Source organism: Epilithonimonas arachidiradicis, assembly GCF_003610695.1.
In the GTDB taxonomy this organism is placed as follows: domain Bacteria; phylum Bacteroidota; class Bacteroidia; order Flavobacteriales; family Weeksellaceae; genus Epilithonimonas; species Epilithonimonas arachidiradicis.
The window spans coordinates 77,524-98,449 of sequence record NZ_RAQH01000004.1 but is presented as its reverse complement, the minus strand read 5'-3'; the positions used below and the strand labels follow the sequence as shown (position 1 = coordinate 98,449).

Here is a 20,926-nt window from a genome sequence, read left to right as displayed (position 1 = left end):
GCTCAGGATGACATCTCTAATACTAATTATTGATCAACATTGTCAGACTGAGCGGAGTCGAAGTCTCTAAATCTTAATTAAAATTAATAAAAACCCGACAAACAAAATCTGCCGGGCTCAAAAACACAAATAACAATAAATTAATTTTGTCCAGCAATATCCAGAACGATACGTCCGTCGATTTGTCCTGCCTTCATCTTGTCAAAAACATCGTTGATATCTTCCAGTTTTGCAGAAGTAACGGTAGCTTTTACCAAACCTTCGTTGGCAAAATCAAGCGCTTCCTGAAGGTCTTTTCTGGTCCCAACAATAGAACCTCTCACTGTAATTCTCTTAAGAACCGTTTCAAAAATCGGAAGTTCAAAAGAACCTGGCGGAAGTCCATTGAGTGCAATAGTCCCTTTTCTTCTAAGAACATCGATTCCTTGTTTGAAAGCAATTGGAGAAACAGCGGTAATCAACGCACCGTGCATTCCTCCAACTTCTTTGTGAAGATAGGTTCCTGGGTCGGTTTCTTTAGCATTCACAACTAAATCCGCACCTAATTTTTTAGCCAATTCTAATTTGTCATCCGCAACATCTATCGCTGCAACGTGCATTCCCATTGCTTTAGCATACTGAACTGCAACGTGTCCTAATCCACCAATTCCGGAAATGGCAACCCATTCTCCTGGTTTTGTTTCCGTTTCTTTAAGACCTTTGTAAACTGTTACACCAGCGCAAAGAATCGGAGCGATTTCTAAGAAGTTCACATTGTCTTTCAAATGTCCTACATATCTGGAATCTGCAATCACATATTCTGCAAATCCGCCATCTACGCTATAACCTCCGTTTTGCTGAGCTTCACACAATGTTTCCCAACCCGTGATACAATAATCGCAGCATCCACAAGCCGAATACAACCAAGGAACTCCAACGGCATCACCCTCTTTCACCATCGCTTCCGGACCGCAAGCCACTACAATTCCGACACCTTCATGTCCCGGAATCAGGGGCATTTTTGGTTTTGCAGGCCAATCGCCGTCCACAGCGTGTAAGTCTGTATGGCAAACACCACAGGCCATTACTTTTACTAATACTTCATAACGTCCGGGTTCTCTTACCGGAACTTCCATAATTTTCAATGGCTGTCCGTAACCTTGTACAACGGCCGCTTTCATTGTTTTTGGAATCATAATTTACTTTTAAATGGTTAATTATTGTTGTTTTTATTGTTATTTGATGTTCCAAATTTCTATCAATGTGTCATTTGCGTGAGGGATTGTAAGGGTCTCGCCGCAGGCGAGAGTGCGGAGCGCAGCGGAGCACCGGATCCGGCAGAGGCGGAGGAGCCCTGAAAAGCCCGACCGCCGCCCCGGACAAAGCCAAGGCAAGCGGGCACGCCCTTAAAAAACACAACTATTTTTTATAATTTCTCGCTGATTTAGCAAATTGTGCAGATTCTATGCAACATTCATTTGCTAAATCTGTAAAATCCGCGAGAGAAATAATGTGCAAATCTTATTAGAAGAATCCTAATTTGTTTTTGTTATAGGATATCAACATATTTTTGGTTTGACGGTAATGGTCGAGCATCATTTTGTGATTTTCCCTACCAACGCCGGACTGTTTGTAACCTCCGAAAGGTGCTCCAGCAGGATATGCGTGATACTGATTGACCCAAACTCTACCCGCCTGAACGTGACGAGGAATCTGATACAACTGATGCGCATCTCTAGTCCAAACGCCGGCTCCAAGACCATAAATCGTATCATTCGCGATTTCTAAAGCTTCCGCTTCATCTTTGAAAGTCGTGAACGCCAGCACCGGACCAAAAATCTCTTCCTGGAAAATTCTCATTCTGTTATTACCTTTGAAAATGGTTGGCTTGATGTAGTAACCATCTTCCAGACCTTCGATGTGGTTGGCTTCTCCGCCAGTCAATACTTCTGCGCCTTCTTCTTTACCCAGTTTCAGGTAGCCTTCGATTTTATCTTTTTGGATTTTAGAAGCCTGTGCTCCCATCATTACTGTTTTATCTAATGGATTTCCGACTTTAATTGCTTCTGTTCTTTCAATCACTTTAGCGATGAAAGCATCCGCAATATCTTCCTGAACCAATAATCTGGACGGACAAGTACAAATCTCACCTTGGTTTAAAGCAAAAAGAACGGCACCTTCGATTGCTTTATCCAAGAACTCATCGTCGGCATCCATTACGGAATTGAAAAAAATATTAGGCGACTTTCCTCCTAATTCCAACGTCACAGGAATGATATTTTCTGTTGCATATTGCATTACCAGACGTCCAGTTGCTGTAGAACCAGTGAAAGCGGCTTTGTTAACTTTTGGATTGGTTACCAAAGCTCTTCCCAATTCTGCCCCGAAACCATTAACAATGTTGACAACCCCTGCCGGAAGCAAATCTCCAATTAGTTCCATCAAGACCATAATGGAAATTGGTGTACTTTCTGCCGGTTTCAGAACGACGCAGTTACCTGCTGCCAAAGCCGGAGCCAGTTTCCAAACGGCCATTAAGATTGGGAAATTCCAAGGGATGATTTGTGCAATGACGCCAAGTGGTTCGTGCACGATTAATGAAACGGTGTCTTTATCCAACTCGTTATGTGAACCTTCTTCCGCTCTGATTACCGAAGCAAAATATCTGAAATGATCAATTGCCAAAGGAATGTCCGCAGCCAAAGTTTCCCTTACTGCTTTTCCGTTATCAATCGTTTCGACTGTTGCGATGTATTCGAGATTTTCCTCAATTCTGTCTGCGATTTTGTTTAGAATAATGCTGCGTTCTGTTGGAGATGTGTCTTTCCAAGTTTTGAAAGCTTCTTCTGCCGCATTTACAGCATTTTCCAAATCTTCTTTGTTGGAGTGTGCAGCTTGCGTGAAAACTTTTCCGTTAATCGGAGAAACTACATCGAAATATTGTCCGCCAGCTGATGGTATAAATTTCCCACCGATGTAATTATCATATTTAGCTTTGAATCCTGGCCAGGCTAATGTTGTCGAGTTTTGTTTTTCTACTGTTGTGCTCATAATAATATTGTTTTGTAATTAATAATCAGTTAACATTTGATTAAGACTAAGTTAACCAGACATTAAATAAACAGAATAGCACAATTCTCCAAAAAAATAGTAAAATCCTACTTTTAAGATTCTTTATAATTATTAAGAAAAAATTATGTTTGGTCGTAATTTTTAATTTATTATATTTGAGAAACAAGATGTTATAAAAATCTTGAGTAATGAATCCAAATCATTTCCAACTTAACAAACCTAATCTGACGCAAGAAAACAAGCTGAATACTTTGGTGGAAAATCAAACCAAGTTTAGTTTAAATAATTGTGAATTCAGTATATATGAGACGCATAAGAGTGCTTATGATGTGAAATTGCACTTTGAACATTTGGCGTTTACGGGGATGTTGAGAGGAAAGAAATGGATGAAGCTCCAAGATAAAAGCAATTACTTCGAATATCTGCCTGGAGAAAGTGTTTTGGTTGCACCTGGGGAAACAATGGTGATTGATTTTCCTGATGCTGATAAAAATGCTTCGCAGTGTATTTCTTTGACATTGAATCCGGAATTTGTGCAGCAGTCATTAGACCATCTTAATTTCAATGCGACCAAAGTGGATGATTCTTCGCAATGGAATATTTCTTTGGAAGAATTTTATCTATTGAACAGCAAAGCGCTGGCTTCTGCGACCAATAATATTATGAGAATTGCAATGGATGATAATTCTTATAAAGATGTAATTGCAGATTTTGCTTTGAAAGAGCTTTTGATAAGACTGATGCAAACTCAGGCGAGAAATCTGGTTGAGAAAAACACTTTGAAAAATAAGTCAAGAATTGGTTTTGTTGCGGATTATATCAAGAAAAATCTACATCAAAAACTATCCATTGATGCAATTGCAAAAATGGCTTATGTGAGCAAATCGAATTTCTTCAAAATGTTCAAAGAAGAATTGGGGCTTTCTCCTAATGAATTTATTATTCAGGAGCGGATTAAAAAAGCGAAAGAATTATTGATTCGTAATAATTCTGTGAGTGAAGCGGCTTTCAGTACTGGTTTTTCGGATACGAATTATTTCATCCGGGTTTTCAAGCAAATGGAGGGCGTAACACCAAAAATCTTTCAGTCCAAAAAATTATTTTGAATTAAGTTAGTAGTTAGTTATAGATTTTCAAAAGAAGACGAGCAAATACATCATTTGCTCGTCTTCGCTTTTATTCAAATTAATTGTAAGAATCTTATTTTTGATAAGAATAATATCTTGCGCCCTTCAGAACAGGACTTTCTTTTTCAACTCTTGTCAATCCGAATCCTTTATAATCCGGATTCACAGAAAAATCTAGTTGTTTGCGATGCAATTTCTCGTAAGTATCAAAATCAATTGCTAATCTGTTCTTCAAGCTTTCGAAAACGTTCCATTTTTCTACGATAGATTTCCATTCGGGAGAAATTTTTCCTACAAACACTTTTGATTTGGAACCACTTCCGTAAGCCAAGAAACCAATTTCTTTCTCCGTCAAATCTTCATTTTCGTTAAACGAAGTTTGTAGTGCAGACAGCAACGCCATAAAAATAGAAGCCGTGTACATATTTCCAATTTCGGAAGAAGCTCTTTGAGACTTCTCAATTTTTTCATTGATGAAGTTGATATAATCTTCAGATTTAGCGATTGCTTTTTGTTTTTCAACATCAGAAAAATCAAGATTATTTTCTATACTATAAATCTCGGTAAACACTCTTTTCCCGTGAAATGCGTAAGGTAAATGGAAAATCAAATATCTCCAATCTTCGTAAGGTCTGACGGTGAAAGTCTGCTCTTTATAATGCTGATAAGCCTCACGAATCCTGTCCTGATAACATTGATTAGAATATTGACCATCGAAAACTGGCTCATCTGTAAATATTTCAATTTTGTCAGGATAATTTTCCGGCGCGGAATTAAATTCAGATTTTGAATGATGACGTCTCGGTTTGAAGAAATCAAAAACACTTTCGGTTGCAACCCCCCAATTGTTATCAATCTCAACCAATCTTGGATTGGCAGAAACCAGAAGCGCAACTGCTCCTCCACCCTGCGTATATTCTCCGGAAGAAGCCAGCTCATATTTAGCATAATCACTGGCGATAACGATTGCTTTTTTAGTCGGATTAGCTCTTACAAAGTCCAACGAATTATGAAGTGCATCAACAGCGCCAACGCATGCGAAAGTCATATCAACCACGTCGCAGTTTTTGAAACTTCTTTCCCCAAATTCCCCGCTTAGCAATTCTTCCACCATTTGAACAGCGTAAGTTGCTGTTGGTTTGGCAGCGTCCAAAGCGCTTTCGGTTCCGAGGTAAACTCTTGAAATTTCCTTCGGATTGATGTTATAATCTTGAATTAATTTAAGCAAAGCTTCCGCTGCAAAAGTCGCTGCATCCTCGTGAACATCGGGTAAAGCCATTTTGTGCAAGCCTAAACCTTTTTCCAATTTTGCTGGTTCTATTCCTCTTTTCTCTGCAAGGTCTTTGATTTCTAAATATAAAGAAGGCACATAAAAACTGGCCGCATCAACTCCGAATTTCGTCATTTTAAAAATTTTAAGATACGAATTTAGAAAATCTTAGGGAAAGCGCCTAAATATAACAGATGTTTATTATCTTGCGGTTCATTTTTTATCCTGGATGTACAAAACTTTAAAAAAAGTCGTCAAAAATATTATGCCTCAAAAGTTTCTTTTTGAAAATGAGGTTCTGTTGCGTTCGTTGATTTATCCGCTCTACAAAGGTGAAAATCACGAGTGTAATATTTGCAAAAAGCACTTGAAAGATTTTGTATTGGTAGAAAATGGGAATTTAGTTTGTCCTGTCTGTGGCAGTTTGCCAAGAACGAGAAGACTTTGGAAAATATTGAATGAGAAATATTTAAAATCTGAAATTAAGATTTTAGATTTTTCGCCTTCCAGAGCAATTTACAGGAATCTCAAAAAAAATAAAAACATCACTTATTTTTCTACCGATTTTGAGAATGAATTTTTAGCCGATTATCGTTTTGACATCACCAATATTGCTGCAGAATCTGAAAGCTTTGATTTGATTATTTGCTATCATATATTAGAGCACATCGATTCTGACCAACAAGCAATGAATGAACTTTTCCGAGTTTTAAAAGCTGATGGAACCTGCCTCATCCAAACACCTTTTAAAAATGGAGAAACTTATGAGGATTTTTCCATCAAAACCAAAGAAGATCGATTAAAACATTTCGGACAAGATGATCACGTTCGTATCTATTCTATCAACGGTTTGAAAGAACGTTTGGAAAAAAGTGGATTTTTGGTTGATGTTCAAACTTTCCCAAAAGATGATTTTTTAGGTTTAAGCGAAAACGAACATATCCTAATTTGTACAAAAAAATAAGAACCAAATTGGTTCTTATTTCCTTCTTCATATCATATTTAAAGCCTAGAAACTCTCATCGTGCTGAGACAAATCCAAACCTATATTTTCGGAATCTTCTGCAACTCTGAGCGGAATTATTAAATCTGTGAATTTATATAAAATCAGAGATCCTAAAAATGTAAATGCGGAAACCAAAACCAACGCCATCATATGATGGGCAAACACTTCAAATCCACCGTGAAGCAAACTTGCATTTTCACCTTGAGCCAACATTGCTGTCAAAATCATCCCCATAATTCCGCCAACACCGTGACAAGCAAAAACATCCAAAGTATCGTCTACTTTTTTCAATCTTTTCCAGTTGCACATCAGGTTTGAAACAATTGCTGAAATAAATCCGATGAAAATAGCATGCGGAATTGTCACAAATCCCGCAGCCGGTGTAATGGCAACCAATCCAACAACTGCTCCAATACAAGCGCCCAAAGCAGAGACTTTTCTACCATTCATTCTGTCAAAGAAAATCCAGGTCAGCATTGCAGTTGCAGAAGCGACAGTTGTCGTTCCAAAAGCCATCGCAGCGGTTGCATTAGCCGACAAAGCTGAGCCTGCATTGAAACCAAACCAGCCAAACCAAAGCATTCCGGTGCCGAGAATCACAAACGGAATATTAGACGGTTCGTGGTGTGGATTTTTACGTTTTCCTATCATCATCGCACCAGCCAAAGCGGCAAATCCGGCACTCATATGAACGACTGTGCCTCCTGCAAAATCCTTAACGCCAAAATATTTGTTCAACAAACCTTCCGGATGCCAAACCATATGACAAAGAGGTGTATAGATAATCAGGCTAAACAAAACCATAAATAGCAAGTAAGAAATAAACCTAACTCTTTCTGCAAATGATCCTGTTATCAAGGCTGGTGTAATCACCGCAAATTTCATTTGAAACATTGCGAACAAAATAAATGGAATTGTTGAAGCCATCTGGCTGTGAGGAAAAACACCAACGTTGTTAAAAAACAAATAGGATGTCGGATTTCCAATCAAACCATAATGTTCTCCATTAATGGTAATCCCGATTGAATCGCCAAACGACAAACTAAATCCTATAACAACCCAAAGAATACTTATAACACCAAGTGCAATAAAACTTTGTAACATTGTTGAAATAACATTCTTTTTCCCAACCATTCCCCCATAAAAGAAAGAAAGTCCTGGCGTCATTAATAAAACCAACCCGGAAGAAGCAAGAATCCAAGCCACATCAGAACCTACAATATTATCTTCTCCAAGAAAAGTTCCAGGTTTTGGTAAAGAAGTCTGTTCCGGCCAGAACAATGCAGTAATTGAAATAAGACTTATTACCACAAATGATATTATCCAGCGTTTTTCAATTTTCATATTTTAAATTTTAACCCTGCAAATATATAGGGTTAATTTTAAATAATTATAAATTTTAAAACAACAACCCTTATTTTTTACTATTAAAAATAAAAACATAACAAATTACAAATCAAAAAAAGCTCAAAATAATAAGGCATCAGTTTTGATATATTATTAAAAATAATAAATTATGAGACCAGATATTCCAAAACCAGACAGCGAAACCAACAAAGGCCCAATGATGGCGATTATCATTATTGTTGTTTTATTCCTTTTAGGATACTTCGCATATATGATGTTTATTCCGCAACAAGTGGAACAGATGAATCAAACCGATAAAGTGCAACCAGTAGAACCAAAAGTAAAAGACTCCATATAGGAGTCTTTTCTTATTTTTATATCGAAATAATTCTTAGTGAATATGTTTCTCCGCGTGATAAGAACTTCTTACCAAAGGTGAGCTTTCCACGTGACGGAAACCTAAATTTCTAGCAAAATCTCCATATTCATCAAACTCCTCCGGAGAAACAAAACGCTGAACAGGAAGATGTTTTTTCGTTGGCTGAAGATACTGGCCTAGAGTAATCACATCCACATTGGCATTTCTGATATCTTCAATCGTTTGGAAAACCTCATCCTTAGTTTCTCCCAAACCAAGCATCACACCAGTTTTTGTACGATTTTGCCCTGCTTCTTTCAGGTATCTCAAAACCTCCAAACTGCGTTCGTATTTTGCCTGGATTCTCACTTCTCTCGTCAGACGTTTTACCGTTTCCATATTGTGAGAAATCACTTCTGGCGACACTTCTACCAATCTGTCGATATGTTTTGTCAAACCTTGAAAATCAGGAATTAGAGTTTCCATTGTTGTTCCTGGAGAAATTCTGCGAACCGCATTTACTGTTTCAGCCCAAAGAATCGAACCCATATCTTTCAAATCATCTCTGTCCACCGAAGTTAAGACTGCATGTTTGATTTTCATTAATTTGATAGAACGTGCTACTTTTTCAGGTTCGTCCCAATTGACATCCATTGGTTTTCCGGTTTTCACACCACAAAAACCACAACTTCTGGTACAGATATTTCCCAGAATCATAAATGTTGCCGTTCCTTCGCCCCAGCATTCGCCCATATTTGGACAGCTTCCACTTTGGCAAATTGTGTTCAGTTTATATTTATCAACCAAATTTCTCAGTTCTCTGTAATTCTTACCGGTTGGTAATTTTACACGAATCCATTTGGGTTTTTGAGTCACTGTTTCTTCCATTCTGATTTTCTAAAATTAAAAATCCGTTTCGTCTTCTTTTAATAACTCGGCCAGGATTTTCTTGGCTCTCATTATTCTTACTTTTGTATTGGCAACGGAAAGATTGAGTTCTTCCGCAATTTCTTTGATGCTTTTTTCTTCAAAAAATCTCAGTCTGATGATGTCCTGATTTTTAGCATCCATTGTTTCGATAATTTTGATAATCTTTTGCTGGTCTTCTTCGGAAATCAACAATTCTTCCGGCGACCTTGCAAATTCGTTCTTTACATTTTCCAATCCATCGCTTGCATCTTCACTCTCTCTGTTTTTCTTTCTCCAGAAATCGATGATTGTATTTTGAGCAATTGTCAGAATCCAGGTTTTGAATTGAAAATTAGGATCAAATAAATCCAGCTTGTTAAGAACTTTTGAAAAGACCGAAACCGTAATCTCATCAGCATCATTTTCATCCTTTACCCTATTCATCACAAAAGAAAAAACATCAACCCAAAACATATTGATGAGTTGTGTCTGAGCCTTTTGATCTTTATCTCTGGCTTTTATAATGAGAGCGAGTAACTGTTCTTCTTTCATTTTTCAATGGACAAAGATAGCTATATATTATTAAAAAATATTAATATCAAGAGATTGAGAAATTCTATAATCAATACAAAATTCTTCGTAGAATAATAAACGCAAAGCAAGCAAAGATTTATTTCAGATTATTGAAAATATTTTAAGGTTCGCAGAGACGTAAAGCTCATCAAAGAAAAACAATGTTAATATAGGTTTATAAAGTTTACCAATTTCTTTTTTATCTTTTTTGAAATAATGTTACTCTATTTCCTAATTGTCTTTGTGGTAAAATAATTCTGAATTTTAGAGCGAATTTAAATAACAAATATCAAGATTGAAATCCTGATAAATTGAGTATTTTTACTGGCTTAATTTTGGATTAGAGAAATCAAAATAAACAATTAAAAATCAGACAAATAAATAATGAAATTTTATAAATACCAAGGAACTGGAAATGATTTTGTAATGATAGACAACCGTTTAGGCGAATGGGATGATCTTTCTATCGAAAACATACAGAAACTTTGCGACCGCAGATTCGGCATTGGTGCAGATGGATTAATTAAAATTAATTCCGCAGAAGATGTTGATTTTGAAGTTGATTATTATAACTCAGATGGTTCTAAAAGTTTCTGTGGAAACGGCGCACGTTGCTCTGTGGCTTTTGCTCATTTTCTGGATATGATTGAAGATAGAACAACTTTTACCGCTATTGACGGAATCCATGAAGCGGAAATCAAAAATGGTATTGTAAAGTTGAAAATGGGTGATGTAAACAACATCAATAAAGACGGAAATGATTTTGTTCTGAATACGGGATCGCCACATTATGTTAAGTACGTGGAAATGTTAAATAATTATAATGTTTACAAAAACGGTAACGAAATCCGAAATTCCGAAACTTATAAGCAAGAAGGTATCAATGTCAACTTCGTAGAAAAATTGTCTGACAAGGAACTTTTTGTACGAACTTATGAGAGAGGTGTTGAAGATGAAACTTACAGTTGCGGAACTGGCGTTACGGCTGCAGCTTTAACTTTTATGAAAAATAATAATCAAACGTTTGTTGGAATTAAAGTAATGGGCGGCAATTTGAAAGTTTATGCCGAAAAAAATGGAGACGGATTCAAAAACATTTGGTTAGAAGGTCCAGCTGTTCAGGTTTTTAAAGGAGAGACTTGGGTTTGAGAGTTTTAGTGTTTGAGAGATTTGGAAATTTAATTTTCTAAAAAAATAGCTATAACTCAATTTTAATTTAAACTATGAAAAAAATAATTCTTATCATATCAGTTGTATTAATAGCAATCCTTGGTTTCTTTGGATTGCGATTTTACAATAAATATCTTGGTAATAATGTGGAAAAAGAAGGATTTGTTTTGATTCCACATCATTCTTCTTACAAACAAATCCTGGATTCAATTTCTCCATTTATCAAGAATCAAGACAATTTTGCGAGTATTGCAGACGATAAAAATCTGAAAGAAAATTACAAACCTGGGCGATACGAACTGAAACCAGGAATGAACAACCGCGAAATTGCGAATATGATTATCGCTGGAAATCAAACCCCTAATTCCTTCAGGATTAAAGATTTTGATGATGTTTATCAGATGATCGGAAGAGTTACCAAAAAGACAGAAGTTGATTCTTTGAAATTTGCTAATCAACTGAACGAAATTGCTATCAGTAAAGGTTACAAAAACGCAGAAGACCTTAAAAAATATTTCTTCAATAATACATATGATTTTTTTTGGACGGTGACACCAAAAGAATTCTTCAACAAATTCGAATCAGATTACAAAGATTTTTGGACAGCTGACAGAATCGAAAAAGAAAAACAATCCGGATTAACCAGAGATCAAATCTACGCATTAGCTTCTATCGTTTACAAAGAATCAGGCGGAAAACCAGATGAACAAAGAACAATTGCAGGACTTTACATCAATCGATATAAAAAAGGAATGAAGTTGCAGAGTGACCCTACGGTTATTTACGCTGTCAACAAGGCGAATAATTTCACTCAACAAATTAAAAGAGTTTACTATAAACACCTGAAAGAGCCTTCTCCTTACAACACTTATGCGAATAAAGGAATTCCGCCAGGCCCCATTTGTATCGTAGATAAAAACTCACTGAATGCAGTTTTAGACGCAGAAAAAAACAATTACATTTTTATGTGCGCCGACCCTGCGAGATTTGGTTATCATAAATTCACGGACAATGATGCTGAACACGCCAAAAATGCAAAAGCCTATCAGGACTGGCTGAACAGCAAACAAATAAAATAAAGAGAAAAGCGAAAAATAAACGATAATGGAACGAACGGAAATTGTAAATGTATTTCAGAAAAAATTCTTTGGGTTAGCCTTAACCATTGGAGCAGCAAGTTTTATAATGGCTCAGCAAAAAGTGAATGTTTCTGGAAACGTAAAAGATGCCAATGGTGGTATTGGGTATGCATCCATAACTTTTAAAAATCAACAAAATTCTCAATTGAGTGATGCTATATTGGCAGATGCTGATGGAAACTATAAATTAGACTTAGTTCCAGGAAGCTACGATGTTAGCATTGAAGCAGTTGATTATAAAAAATTCACACAAACCATCAGAGTAGAAAAAGCCGGAGCCATTGCACCATTCGTTATTGTTTCTGACGGAAAAGCTAATCTTAATAATACAACTGACATCCAAGGTGTAGTAATCACTGCACAATCTACAAAACCTTATAAAGTGGAGTTGGATAAAAAGACTTATGATCCTTCGCAAGATATTGTAAGTAAAGGTGGAAATCTTCAAGATGTTTTATCCAACGTGCCTTCTGTATCTGTGGATACAGATGGAACTGTCTCTATGAGAGGTAATTCTAATATTAGATTTTTGATTAATGGTAAGCCGTCATCATTGTTAGGTATCGATGACGGAGCGGATGCTTTGAAATCCATTCCAGCCGACCAAATTGAAAAAATCGAAGTCATCACCAATCCTTCATCAAAATATGAGGCGAGCGGGACAGCTGGTATCTTAAATATTATTCTCAAAAAATCATCGAAAGTCGGTTTCAACGGAAGTGTTGAAGGAACGCTCGGCTATCTTCCTAATACAAGACTCAACACAAGTTTAAGCTGGAAAAAAGGAGCCTGGACTTATTATCTAAATGGCGGAGGAAGCTATAACAGAAATAAATCTACTAACAATTCTACTTATAATTATCTATTAGACCCAGCCAATTTAGGCAATAATTCCAGTGTCTTTACTGACCAGAAAGGAAAGAATAAGAGCGAAAATAAAAACTATAATGTGAATACAGGATTCGTGGTTGACCTGACAGAAAAATCCTCCTTAAATGCATCAGTGATGTTTAGGACATTTGAAAACGAAGGAATGGAAACCATCAATACATATGATAGAATTGTAAGAAAAGACGTGAAAAACCCTCTTTATCCTGACGTTCCATACACGCTGTTAGATAAATATTCTACCAGAATCAATGAATCTTTAAGAAATAACAACTCTTTCCAGGCTGATTTAGGATTTGACCAAAAAATCGGAGATAAAGGACAGCTTTTGAGTCTTGCCACGAGTTATCAGACTAATAAAAGTAATAGTTCCGGCCCTATCAACCAAACCAGTTTTGTGAGTGACGGAACTTCTACTACTACAGTAAACAACCTTTTTAACGATTCTAAGAATACCACTTTTCTTGCTAAAGCTGATTACGAATTACCAATCGGGGAAAATTCAAAATTCGAAGCAGGAGCTAGGTTTGATTTGAACAATAATGATTACAGCTATTTTGTAGACCAAAGCACGGATAATAGTCCTTTTACTGTTTTAGAAAGATTCACAAGCGATACCAAATATAATGAAAAAATATCCGCTGTCTATTCACAATTCAGAAGCAAAATTGGAAACTTTGGTTATCAATTAGGTTTGAGAATGGAGAATACAAATATCGATGTAAGCTTCAAAAGTATGGAAACTGCAGAATTAGTAGAAGTTCCAAAAAATTATACAGGCTTTTTCCCGAGTGCTTTTTTTAGTTATAATCTAGATAAAAGTAATCAGATTTTATTGAACTATTCGAGAAGAATCAACAGACCGCGTTCTTGGTTTTTGATCCCTTTTATGTCTTTTGGTAATGACAGAAGTTTATTCTTAGGAAATCCTGATTTAAACCCAACTTATGAAAATTCATTTGAATTAGGCTATAGTTTATCTAAAAGCAAAATCGTATTCAATCCTACTTTATATTTCAAAAAATCTCAGGACGAAGTCAATTTTTATCAATACGATGCTTTGGATGCAAGCGGGAATACAGTCCTTTATAGAATGCCTGTTAATGCGGGGTCTGAAGCCAATTACGGTCTAGATCTTAACGCTACCTACGATCCGTTCAAATGGTTAAGAATCATGGGTAATGTCGATTTATTTGGTTATGATAATTCTGGTTCTTACAAAGATTTCAGCTATGAAGGAAGCGGATTCTCATCAAGGTTAAGATTGACAACGACTTTCCGACCAGACAAGAAAACATCTTTACAGGTACAGGGTTTTTACAGAGGTCCGGAAAAAACAGCAAGTGTTGACAGACAATCTATGTACTCTATCAATTTCGGAGCAACAAGAACTATCTTGGATGGCAATGGAACACTGGCATTCAATATTCAGGATATATTCAATACCAGAGCGAGAGAAAGTACAACCAATGCACCAAGTTATTCTCAGTACCAATATATGCAATGGAATCCTAGACAGTTTTCAGTATCATTTACCTACCGTTTCAAACAAGGTGAAAAAATTGAGCAACCGAAGAAGAAAAAAGATATCAACGCCAATAGCAATGGCGGAGATGATATGCCTCCAATGTAAAAAACAATCGATATAAAATAGAAAATCGCAGCCAATTAATTGGCTGCGATTTTCTTTTAACAATTATAATTTAAAGATCTATTTCTTTTTATCTTTCAGTTCTTCCTTATCTTTATCGGAAGGATTCCAAACTTTTACTTCAGCATTTTTATCGATTCCTGAAAGAATCTGAACATTAATACCGTCACTTGCCCCTAACTTCACATATGTTTTCTTGAAACTTCCGTTAGGCTGTTTGACTTCTACAAAAGATTTATTATTTCCTTTTTCGTACTGAATCAATGATTCATCTAAAAGTAATGCATTTTTCTGAGAGCTCAGCAAAATCTCCCCATTCGCACTGAATCCTGCCCTGATGTATTCTCCGGTTTTGTTGAAAACATCACCTTCCACAGCAAATTTAATCGTACCGCTCTCCTCTTTTCCTTTTGGCGCAATCAAGGTCACTTTACCTGGAAATTTTTTGTTCTGCAAAGCACCGATTACAACATTCATATCCATTCCTTGCTTCAATTTTCCAGCCTGCGCTTCATCGATATCACCTTTAAAAATCAAGGAGTTGAGGTCCGCAATAGAACAGATTGTAGTCCCGGCATTGAAGGAGTTGGCCTCAATTACCTGGCTTCCCACTTTCACAGGAATTTCCAAAACAGTTCCGGCGGCTTTTGCACGGATCTGAGTTGTTGCCATACTTTGCAATTCTGGTGTAGCACCTGTTCTCACGATCTGTAATTGTTTCTGAGCTGCATTGAGTTGTTGATTGGCTAATTTCTGCTGTTGCAATGTGGTTTCCAATTGTTGCTGAGCTGTGATATATTCCTGCTTGGAAATCACACCTTGCTTGTACAATTTTGCCTGCATTTCATATTGCTTCTGCTGATTTTCAACATTAATTTTTGCATTCGCCAGCTGAATCTGAGAATTATTGATTTGCATTGTTGCATTGTTAACCTCAGTGATATTAGGTACAATTCTGATAGTTGCCAACAGTTGTCCGGCTTCTACTTTATCACCTTCTTTTACATTAATGGTCTGGATAATCCCGGCAATATTCGGTTTGATTTCAATCTCTTCGCGCGGTTCTATTTTTCCCGTTGCCATTACTTTGTCGTCAAGATTCTGGATCGTTGGTTTTCTCGTTAGAAACACTTCATTCTCCTTAGAATTGGATTTGACAAGATACCCGATTCCGCCAACCACAGCCAGCACCAAAATCAATCCCAGAAATATGGAAATCGCTTTTTTGAATGTAAATTTTTTCTTCTTTTCCATTATGTAGAAATATAGTTTTTTTATTATTAATATAATTGTTAATTATTAGTTTTACTCAGTTCTTAATGCTTCGATAGGTCTGATTTTCACCGCTCTTTGTGCAGGAATCAATCCGATAATCAATCCAAGGAAAATCATAATTCCCATTGCCGTGAATACATTGCTGTAATCAACCGTCGGATTATAAAATGGGAAGGAGTCGTTGTTCATCGTGGCAATATTCAGAATCATCAGCAAGAAAATTCCGGATAAAAATCCCAGTAATCCCGACGACAAAGTAATCACAACACTTTCCAGAAGAATCTGATTCCTCACTTCCGCAGGTTTTGCGCCCAGTGCTCTCCGGATTCCGATTTCCTTGGTTCTTTCCTTTACCGTAATCAAAAGAATATTTGAGATTGCAATTACACCAGCCAAAATCGTCAATGTCCCGACAATAATTGTTAACAATTGCATCCCTGTAAGAAAACCTGTAAGTTTCTTAAATTCTTTAGCCAGATTAAAGCTACCAAAAGCATTCGTGTCTTCCGGCGAAACGTGATTGATCTTTTTCAACTCGTCTTTTACCTTGCTTTCAATGACAGATACATCGGCATTAGGTTTTCCGACAATGGCCAGGAAACCAACTTTGTCGCCCTCATTATAAAGTCCTGAATATGTTGAAAACGGAATGTATGCTGAACGGTCATTCTCCATTCCGCCGCCTTTTCCTACACGGAAAACACCAACAACCGAGAAGAAAATCCCTTTGAGGTTAACCGATTTCCCTATTGGATTTTCATTTTTCTTGGCATCGAAAAGATTCTTATAAACCTCTTCTCCAATCACAATGACGTTTTTCTTACCACTGATGTCAGCATCATTAATATATCTTCCGAACAATAATTTTTTCTTGGAAATCTGATTACCAACAGGAAAATCTCCGGTAATCATATAGGTGTTTTTCTTTCCGTTTCTGGAAATCTGGTCGCCCGGCGTCCCGAAGTTTCCGCGCACACTCTGTGGAGAGATGTAATCGATATCCGGGATTTTTTTCTGAAGATAATCGATGTCTTTAAGATGAAGGCTCATTGCTCTGCCTTTTGGGAAACCTTCATACGGAATATTGGTACTCTGCGACCAAAGAAAAATAGAATTGGTAGCAAAGCCGGAAAACAACTTATTGAAACCATTTTCCATTCCTTTTGCCGCTCCCAAAAGACTGACATACAAAAACATACCCCAGCCCACGCCTATCATCGTGAGGAAAGTCCTTAGCTTATTATTCCGAAGGGAATAATAAATCTCCTGCCAGGTATCTCTTTTGAAAAGTATATTCACGTCTTTTTAATTATTAATTATTAATGATAATTGATGAACGATTTTATGATTTCTTAATAATTCGATTTCAAATTTTATAACTCTAAAATACTCCAACCTTAATACTTTCAAAGTCATTTTATTATGCGGCTCCTGCGGAGCTGTTTTGTTGTTAGCGTTAAACATTCTATATAAACATTCCGTTCCTATGGAACTCTCTAAAACACTCCAACTCTAATAATCTCCCGCTCATCACTCCGCTCTCAGAGCTTCAATCGGTTTTATTTTGGATGCTCTGTAAGCCGGAACAAATCCTGCAATCGTTCCGGAAAGAACAAGACAGAAAAATGCTGCTATAATCAGTCCCCAGCCAACGGAAGGCTCTGTAATGAAATATTCTTCCAGGCGGTTACCAATGAGATTTAAAGCTAAGACTCCAAGTCCGACGCCAATTAATCCGGAAATAACCGTAATAACAATACTTTCCTGTAAAATCAATGCGACAATTCCGGCAGGTTTTGCGCCAATCGCTTTTCTCACACCTATTTCCTTGGTTCTTTCTTTGACGATGTAAACCATTATGTTACTGATACCGATGATTCCTGCCAATAAAGTTCCAAGTCCGATAAATCCTACGACTACAGTAATTACAAATACGAATGCAAAAGAATCTTTGGTATTGACCGCATTATTATTAACGAAAATCCCCTGCTGGTCATCCGGAGAAATCTGATGTCTTTTCCTGATATTTTTTTCTATTTCTTTACCATATTCCACGGCTTGGTCTGGTGTCAGTTTTTGGTCATAAGACAGCATTATCGTGCTAATAGTGTCCGAACTTTTTTTCATCTGCTGAAGTGTGGAAAGCGGAACCGAAATATGTCTCTCATCCCAATCGCCACCAGGATCTTCAAAAACACCAACAACTTTGAACATTGTTCCGTTGATTTGCAAAGATTTGCCAATCGGATTACCATCCCGTATCAGGTCCCGCCAAACCATTCTGCCGATAGAAGCAACATTCTGCTTACGTTCGTTATCCATTTGATTGATGTAGCGTCCGTCTATCATTGTACGGTTTTCAAGGAATTTTTCGTCACCCAGAACACCATTGATCTGATAATTGCCACTTTCTTTTCCATATTTCACGGTAAGATTGGTGGTATATCTTGGCGAACCGTACTCCATTTTTTTACCACTTTGTTTTACAACCGCATCAAAATCATCATTGTTAAATGAAATCTGCCTGTCAGATTGTAACCCTGCGTAAGGAATTGTTGTCTTTCCGGCAAAAACCATAATGAGATTGGTCGCATCTCTCATAAAAGCTTTCGAGAATGAATTGTTAAGCCCGTTTCCAATCCCGAATAACACAATGAATATGAATAATCCCAACGCTACCGTAAAACCGGAAAGCACCGTCCGCAATACATTACTGCGAATAGAACTGAATATCTCCTGCCAGCGGTCTAAGTCAAACATATTTTTAAGTTAGATGCTAGAAGCAGGAGTTAGATCTTTCCACCTTTAGCATTATTTTTTAATTGTTAATTTTATGTATTCAATTGTTAACTTCCATCATCAAATCTCCATCATCTAGCATTCTACAATACAATTTGATTGATAAACTCGTCACTTTCTATTCTTCCGTCTTTTAAGACAACATTTCTTTTGGTTTGAGCTGCAACATCGGGTTCGTGGGTTACAACAACGATCGTTTTTCCTTCGTTGTTGATATCCTGAAGCAACTTCATAATATCGTGTGTGGTTTTGGAATCCAAAGCTCCGGTTGGTTCATCGGCCAGAATCAGTTTCGGGTCCGTGATGAGTGCTCTTGCAATGGCAATTCTCTGTTTTTGCCCTCCGGAAAGTTCGCTGGGAAGATGCTCCGCCCACTGTCTTAAGCCTACTTTTTCCAGATATTCTTCCGCTTTTTTCGTTCTTTCTTTTCTGGAAACATTCTGATAATATAAAGGAAGCGCTACATTTTCCAACGCTGTTTTATAATTAATCAAATTGAATGACTGAAAAATAAATCCAAGAAAACGGCTTCTGTATTCTGCTGCTTTAACTTCTGTGAGATGTTTAATAGGAAATCCATCCAACTCATAAATCCCGGAATCTGCCTCATCCAGAATCCCAATGATATTAAGCAATGTTGATTTTCCTGAACCGGAACTTCCCATAATAGATACAAACTCGCCTTGATTGATATTAAGATTAATACCTTTCAGCACGTGAAGCTTGCTTTTTCCCGTATCGTAAGATTTGTTGAGGTCTTCAATTTTCAGAATCGACATTGTCTGGATTTTACATTATAAGTAAATCCGAATATCGAATTGTTACAGTCAAATAAAAAATATTTTTTGATTTTTGCATTCAATCAAAATTTTAAAAAAATTTAATTACAGGCGTAACATTTTTATAATTCCGAAGTCTTATTGTATATAATTTTTCTTTTATGCTAAAAAAAGTTTTTTGTATTTCGCTTTTGTCTATCGGAGTTTTGGGTTTTTCTCAGAAGAAATGGACGATTCAGGAATGTGTGGATTATGCAATTAAAAACAATCTGCAGATCCAGGCGCAGGCTTACAACAAAGATGTGCAGACAAAAAATCTGGAAATGGCGAAAAAGGAATATTTGCCTTCAGTTTCAGGAACCATTAATAATAATGCCAATTTTGGACAAACTTTAGTTGGGACAAGCAGTATTCGTAATGACAGCTACTACAACGGAGCCAGCGTTGGCGCCAGTATGTTGGTTTTCAATAACGGGAGGCTGGAGAAAAATATCAGAAAAACAGGTTTTGATGTAGAAGCGAGTCTGCAGGACATCGAAACCATTAAAAATAACATCGCATTGCAAATTGCTCAGCAATATCTAAATGTAATGCTAAACAGAGAAATCAAAAAAATCTCTGAAAGTGCGATGGATAACGCGCAAAGATTATACGATAGGGCGAAAATCACAACAGATGTAGGAACAACTGCACAAACGGTTTTAGCCGAAGCGGCAGCCTCTCTTGCCAGAGAAAAACAGAATGTAAAAACGGCTCAAATCAATGTGGATAAAGCTTTGTTTGCAATGGCACAGCTTCTTCAGTTACCAGATTACAAGGCTTTTGATGTGGTGGATATTCCTGTTCCTGATGAACTGGCACCGCAAACCGAATCTGTTGAAGATGTTCTTAATATCGCTTATCAGAATCAGCCTATCGTAAAAGCTGCGGAAACCAGAATAAAAGCGGCTGAAGCTCAAACTGAAGTAGTGAAAACCAACTTTTGGCCTACAGTAACTGCAACTGCCGGTGTCGGAAGTTTCTACAATAATCTTTTGAATAAAAATACAATTGGTTACAGTGTAGATGCAGCCGGAAATCCTATGGCAGTCACCGAAAGAAATTTCACTCAACAATACAGCGATAATTTTGGCCAGCAATTAAGTTTATCAGCCAATATCCCGATTTTTAACAAAGGAATTACTAAGCTTCAGGTTGAACAGACCAAAATCAACGAGACGATTGCTAAAAACAATTTGGAACAACAAAAATTCCAGTTGAAACAGGATATCCAGCAAGCGCAGTTCAATGCAGATTCCAATTATGAAGTTTACCTGGCTGCGATGGAAGCGGAAAGAAGCACTAAACTCGCATTAGATTTTGCGGAGAAAAGTTATGCAGCCGGACGCTCAACAATCTATGATGTAACGATTGCCCGAAATAATTATGTAAACTCACAAGGTTCTGTAGCGCAGGCAAAATATAATTATCTGTTCAGCATCAAGGTTTTGGATTTTTATGCAGGACGTGGAATTAATCTTTAATTTTTTCTATCACAAAGTCGCAAGTATAACAACAATTATAATAAAAGTCGCAAAGATTCAA

Annotated in this window: 17 protein-coding genes; 7 read left to right on the top strand and 10 right to left on the bottom strand. The window is 36.9% G+C overall.

The window, feature by feature from the left end; genetic code table 11:
• Positions 1–140 precede the first annotated feature (140 nt).
• Positions 141–1,175, bottom strand: coding sequence for an alcohol dehydrogenase AdhP (gene adhP, locus BXY58_RS08100; protein ID WP_120213363.1), 1,035 nt, complete (start codon positions 1,173–1,175; stop codon positions 141–143).
• A 328-nt stretch (positions 1,176–1,503) separates the two neighbouring features.
• Complete coding sequence (locus BXY58_RS08095; RefSeq protein ID WP_120213362.1) at positions 1,504–3,030, bottom strand: aldehyde dehydrogenase family protein; 1,527 nt, start codon at positions 3,028–3,030, stop codon at positions 1,504–1,506.
• A gap of 209 nt (positions 3,031–3,239) precedes the next feature.
• Between BXY58_RS08095 and BXY58_RS08090 the strand changes: the two genes are divergently transcribed.
• Positions 3,240–4,157 (top strand): helix-turn-helix domain-containing protein, encoded by a 918-nt coding sequence (locus tag BXY58_RS08090; protein ID WP_120213361.1) that lies wholly within the window; start codon positions 3,240–3,242, stop codon positions 4,155–4,157.
• Positions 4,158–4,251: 94 nt separating this feature from the next.
• Here BXY58_RS08090 and BXY58_RS08085 read toward each other — a convergent pair whose 3' ends face one another.
• Positions 4,252–5,583: a hydroxymethylglutaryl-CoA synthase family protein gene (locus BXY58_RS08085; protein ID WP_120213360.1), complete on the bottom strand. Its 1,332-nt coding sequence runs from the start codon at positions 5,581–5,583 to the stop codon at positions 4,252–4,254.
• Positions 5,584–5,713: 130 nt separating this feature from the next.
• On the opposite strand from BXY58_RS08085, the gene BXY58_RS08080 reads away from it, so the two are divergent.
• The gene (locus BXY58_RS08080; protein WP_229728409.1) at positions 5,714–6,412 is read left to right on the top strand and encodes a class I SAM-dependent methyltransferase; all 699 of its coding nucleotides are present in this window, start codon (positions 5,714–5,716) and stop codon (positions 6,410–6,412) included.
• Between the two features lie 45 nt (positions 6,413–6,457).
• Here BXY58_RS08080 and BXY58_RS08075 read toward each other — a convergent pair whose 3' ends face one another.
• Positions 6,458–7,798, bottom strand: a complete 1,341-nt coding sequence (locus tag BXY58_RS08075; protein ID WP_120213358.1) for an ammonium transporter — start codon at positions 7,796–7,798, stop codon at positions 6,458–6,460.
• 172 nt (positions 7,799–7,970) lie between these two features.
• Here BXY58_RS08075 and BXY58_RS08070 point away from each other — a divergent pair, with 172 nt between their 5' ends.
• On the top strand, positions 7,971–8,159 hold the full coding sequence (locus BXY58_RS08070; RefSeq protein ID WP_120213357.1) for a hypothetical protein: 189 nt from the start codon (positions 7,971–7,973) through the stop codon (positions 8,157–8,159).
• Positions 8,160–8,192: 33 nt separating this feature from the next.
• On the opposite strand, the gene lipA is transcribed toward BXY58_RS08070, so the two are convergent.
• Together lipA and BXY58_RS08060 are read right to left on the bottom strand one after the other, a co-directional pair.
• The gene (gene lipA, locus BXY58_RS08065) at positions 8,193–9,047 is read right to left on the bottom strand and encodes a lipoyl synthase (protein ID WP_120213356.1); all 855 of its coding nucleotides are present in this window, start codon (positions 9,045–9,047) and stop codon (positions 8,193–8,195) included.
• 15 nt (positions 9,048–9,062) lie between these two features.
• Positions 9,063–9,620 carry an RNA polymerase sigma factor gene (locus tag BXY58_RS08060; protein WP_120213355.1) on the bottom strand — a complete coding sequence of 186 codons (558 nt, stop codon included), beginning with the start codon at positions 9,618–9,620 and terminating at the stop codon, positions 9,063–9,065.
• A gap of 405 nt (positions 9,621–10,025) precedes the next feature.
• On the opposite strand from BXY58_RS08060, the gene dapF reads away from it, so the two are divergent.
• The 3 genes from dapF to BXY58_RS08045 all read left to right on the top strand — a co-directional run bounded on the left by dapF (position 10,026) and on the right by BXY58_RS08045 (position 14,471).
• The gene (dapF, locus tag BXY58_RS08055; RefSeq protein WP_185140467.1) at positions 10,026–10,790 is read left to right on the top strand and encodes a diaminopimelate epimerase; all 765 of its coding nucleotides are present in this window, start codon (positions 10,026–10,028) and stop codon (positions 10,788–10,790) included.
• 74 nt (positions 10,791–10,864) lie between these two features.
• The gene (gene mltG / locus BXY58_RS08050) at positions 10,865–11,890 is read left to right on the top strand and encodes an endolytic transglycosylase MltG (RefSeq protein WP_120213353.1); all 1,026 of its coding nucleotides are present in this window, start codon (positions 10,865–10,867) and stop codon (positions 11,888–11,890) included.
• Between the two features lie 25 nt (positions 11,891–11,915).
• Positions 11,916–14,471: a TonB-dependent receptor domain-containing protein gene (locus BXY58_RS08045; protein ID WP_120213352.1), complete on the top strand. Its 2,556-nt coding sequence runs from the start codon at positions 11,916–11,918 to the stop codon at positions 14,469–14,471.
• Positions 14,472–14,549: 78 nt separating this feature from the next.
• Here BXY58_RS08045 and BXY58_RS08040 read toward each other — a convergent pair whose 3' ends face one another.
• The 4 genes from BXY58_RS08040 to BXY58_RS08025 form a co-directional block, all read right to left on the bottom strand.
• On the bottom strand, positions 14,550–15,743 hold the full coding sequence (locus tag BXY58_RS08040; RefSeq protein ID WP_120213351.1) for an efflux RND transporter periplasmic adaptor subunit: 1,194 nt from the start codon (positions 15,741–15,743) through the stop codon (positions 14,550–14,552).
• 51 nt (positions 15,744–15,794) lie between these two features.
• Complete coding sequence (locus BXY58_RS08035) at positions 15,795–17,063, bottom strand: ABC transporter permease (RefSeq protein WP_229728408.1); 1,269 nt, start codon at positions 17,061–17,063, stop codon at positions 15,795–15,797.
• Between the two features lie 231 nt (positions 17,064–17,294).
• Entirely contained in the window at positions 17,295–18,524 is a 1,230-nt protein-coding gene (locus BXY58_RS08030) for an ABC transporter permease (protein ID WP_120213349.1), read from the bottom strand.
• A 122-nt stretch (positions 18,525–18,646) separates the two neighbouring features.
• Positions 18,647–19,336, bottom strand: coding sequence for an ABC transporter ATP-binding protein (locus BXY58_RS08025; protein WP_120213605.1), 690 nt, complete (start codon positions 19,334–19,336; stop codon positions 18,647–18,649).
• A 167-nt stretch (positions 19,337–19,503) separates the two neighbouring features.
• Between BXY58_RS08025 and BXY58_RS08020 the strand changes: the two genes are divergently transcribed.
• On the top strand, positions 19,504–20,865 hold the full coding sequence (locus tag BXY58_RS08020; protein WP_120213348.1) for a TolC family protein: 1,362 nt from the start codon (positions 19,504–19,506) through the stop codon (positions 20,863–20,865).
• The last annotated feature ends 61 nt before the right edge of the window (positions 20,866–20,926 follow it).

Excerpts from the sequence above, each read along its gene's own strand:
- adhP (WP_120213363.1), bottom strand. The coding sequence starts at position 1,175 with ATGATTCCAAAAACAATGAAAGCGGCCGTTGTACAAGGTTACGGACAG.
- BXY58_RS08095 (WP_120213362.1), bottom strand. The coding sequence starts at position 3,030 with ATGAGCACAACAGTAGAAAAACAAAACTCGACAACATTAGCCTGGCCA.
- BXY58_RS08090 (WP_120213361.1), top strand. The coding sequence starts at position 3,240 with ATGAATCCAAATCATTTCCAACTTAACAAACCTAATCTGACGCAAGAA.
- BXY58_RS08085 (WP_120213360.1), bottom strand. The coding sequence starts at position 5,583 with ATGACGAAATTCGGAGTTGATGCGGCCAGTTTTTATGTGCCTTCTTTA.
- BXY58_RS08080 (WP_229728409.1), top strand. The coding sequence starts at position 5,714 with ATGCCTCAAAAGTTTCTTTTTGAAAATGAGGTTCTGTTGCGTTCGTTG.
- BXY58_RS08075 (WP_120213358.1), bottom strand. The coding sequence starts at position 7,798 with ATGAAAATTGAAAAACGCTGGATAATATCATTTGTGGTAATAAGTCTT.
- BXY58_RS08070 (WP_120213357.1), top strand. The coding sequence starts at position 7,971 with ATGAGACCAGATATTCCAAAACCAGACAGCGAAACCAACAAAGGCCCA.
- lipA (WP_120213356.1), bottom strand. The coding sequence starts at position 9,047 with ATGGAAGAAACAGTGACTCAAAAACCCAAATGGATTCGTGTAAAATTA.
- BXY58_RS08060 (WP_120213355.1), bottom strand. The coding sequence starts at position 9,620 with ATGAAAGAAGAACAGTTACTCGCTCTCATTATAAAAGCCAGAGATAAA.
- dapF (WP_185140467.1), top strand. The coding sequence starts at position 10,026 with ATGAAATTTTATAAATACCAAGGAACTGGAAATGATTTTGTAATGATA.
- mltG (WP_120213353.1), top strand. The coding sequence starts at position 10,865 with ATGAAAAAAATAATTCTTATCATATCAGTTGTATTAATAGCAATCCTT.
- BXY58_RS08045 (WP_120213352.1), top strand. The coding sequence starts at position 11,916 with ATGGAACGAACGGAAATTGTAAATGTATTTCAGAAAAAATTCTTTGGG.
- BXY58_RS08040 (WP_120213351.1), bottom strand. The coding sequence starts at position 15,743 with ATGGAAAAGAAGAAAAAATTTACATTCAAAAAAGCGATTTCCATATTT.
- BXY58_RS08030 (WP_120213349.1), bottom strand. The coding sequence starts at position 18,524 with ATGTTTGACTTAGACCGCTGGCAGGAGATATTCAGTTCTATTCGCAGT.
- BXY58_RS08020 (WP_120213348.1), top strand. The coding sequence starts at position 19,504 with ATGCTAAAAAAAGTTTTTTGTATTTCGCTTTTGTCTATCGGAGTTTTG.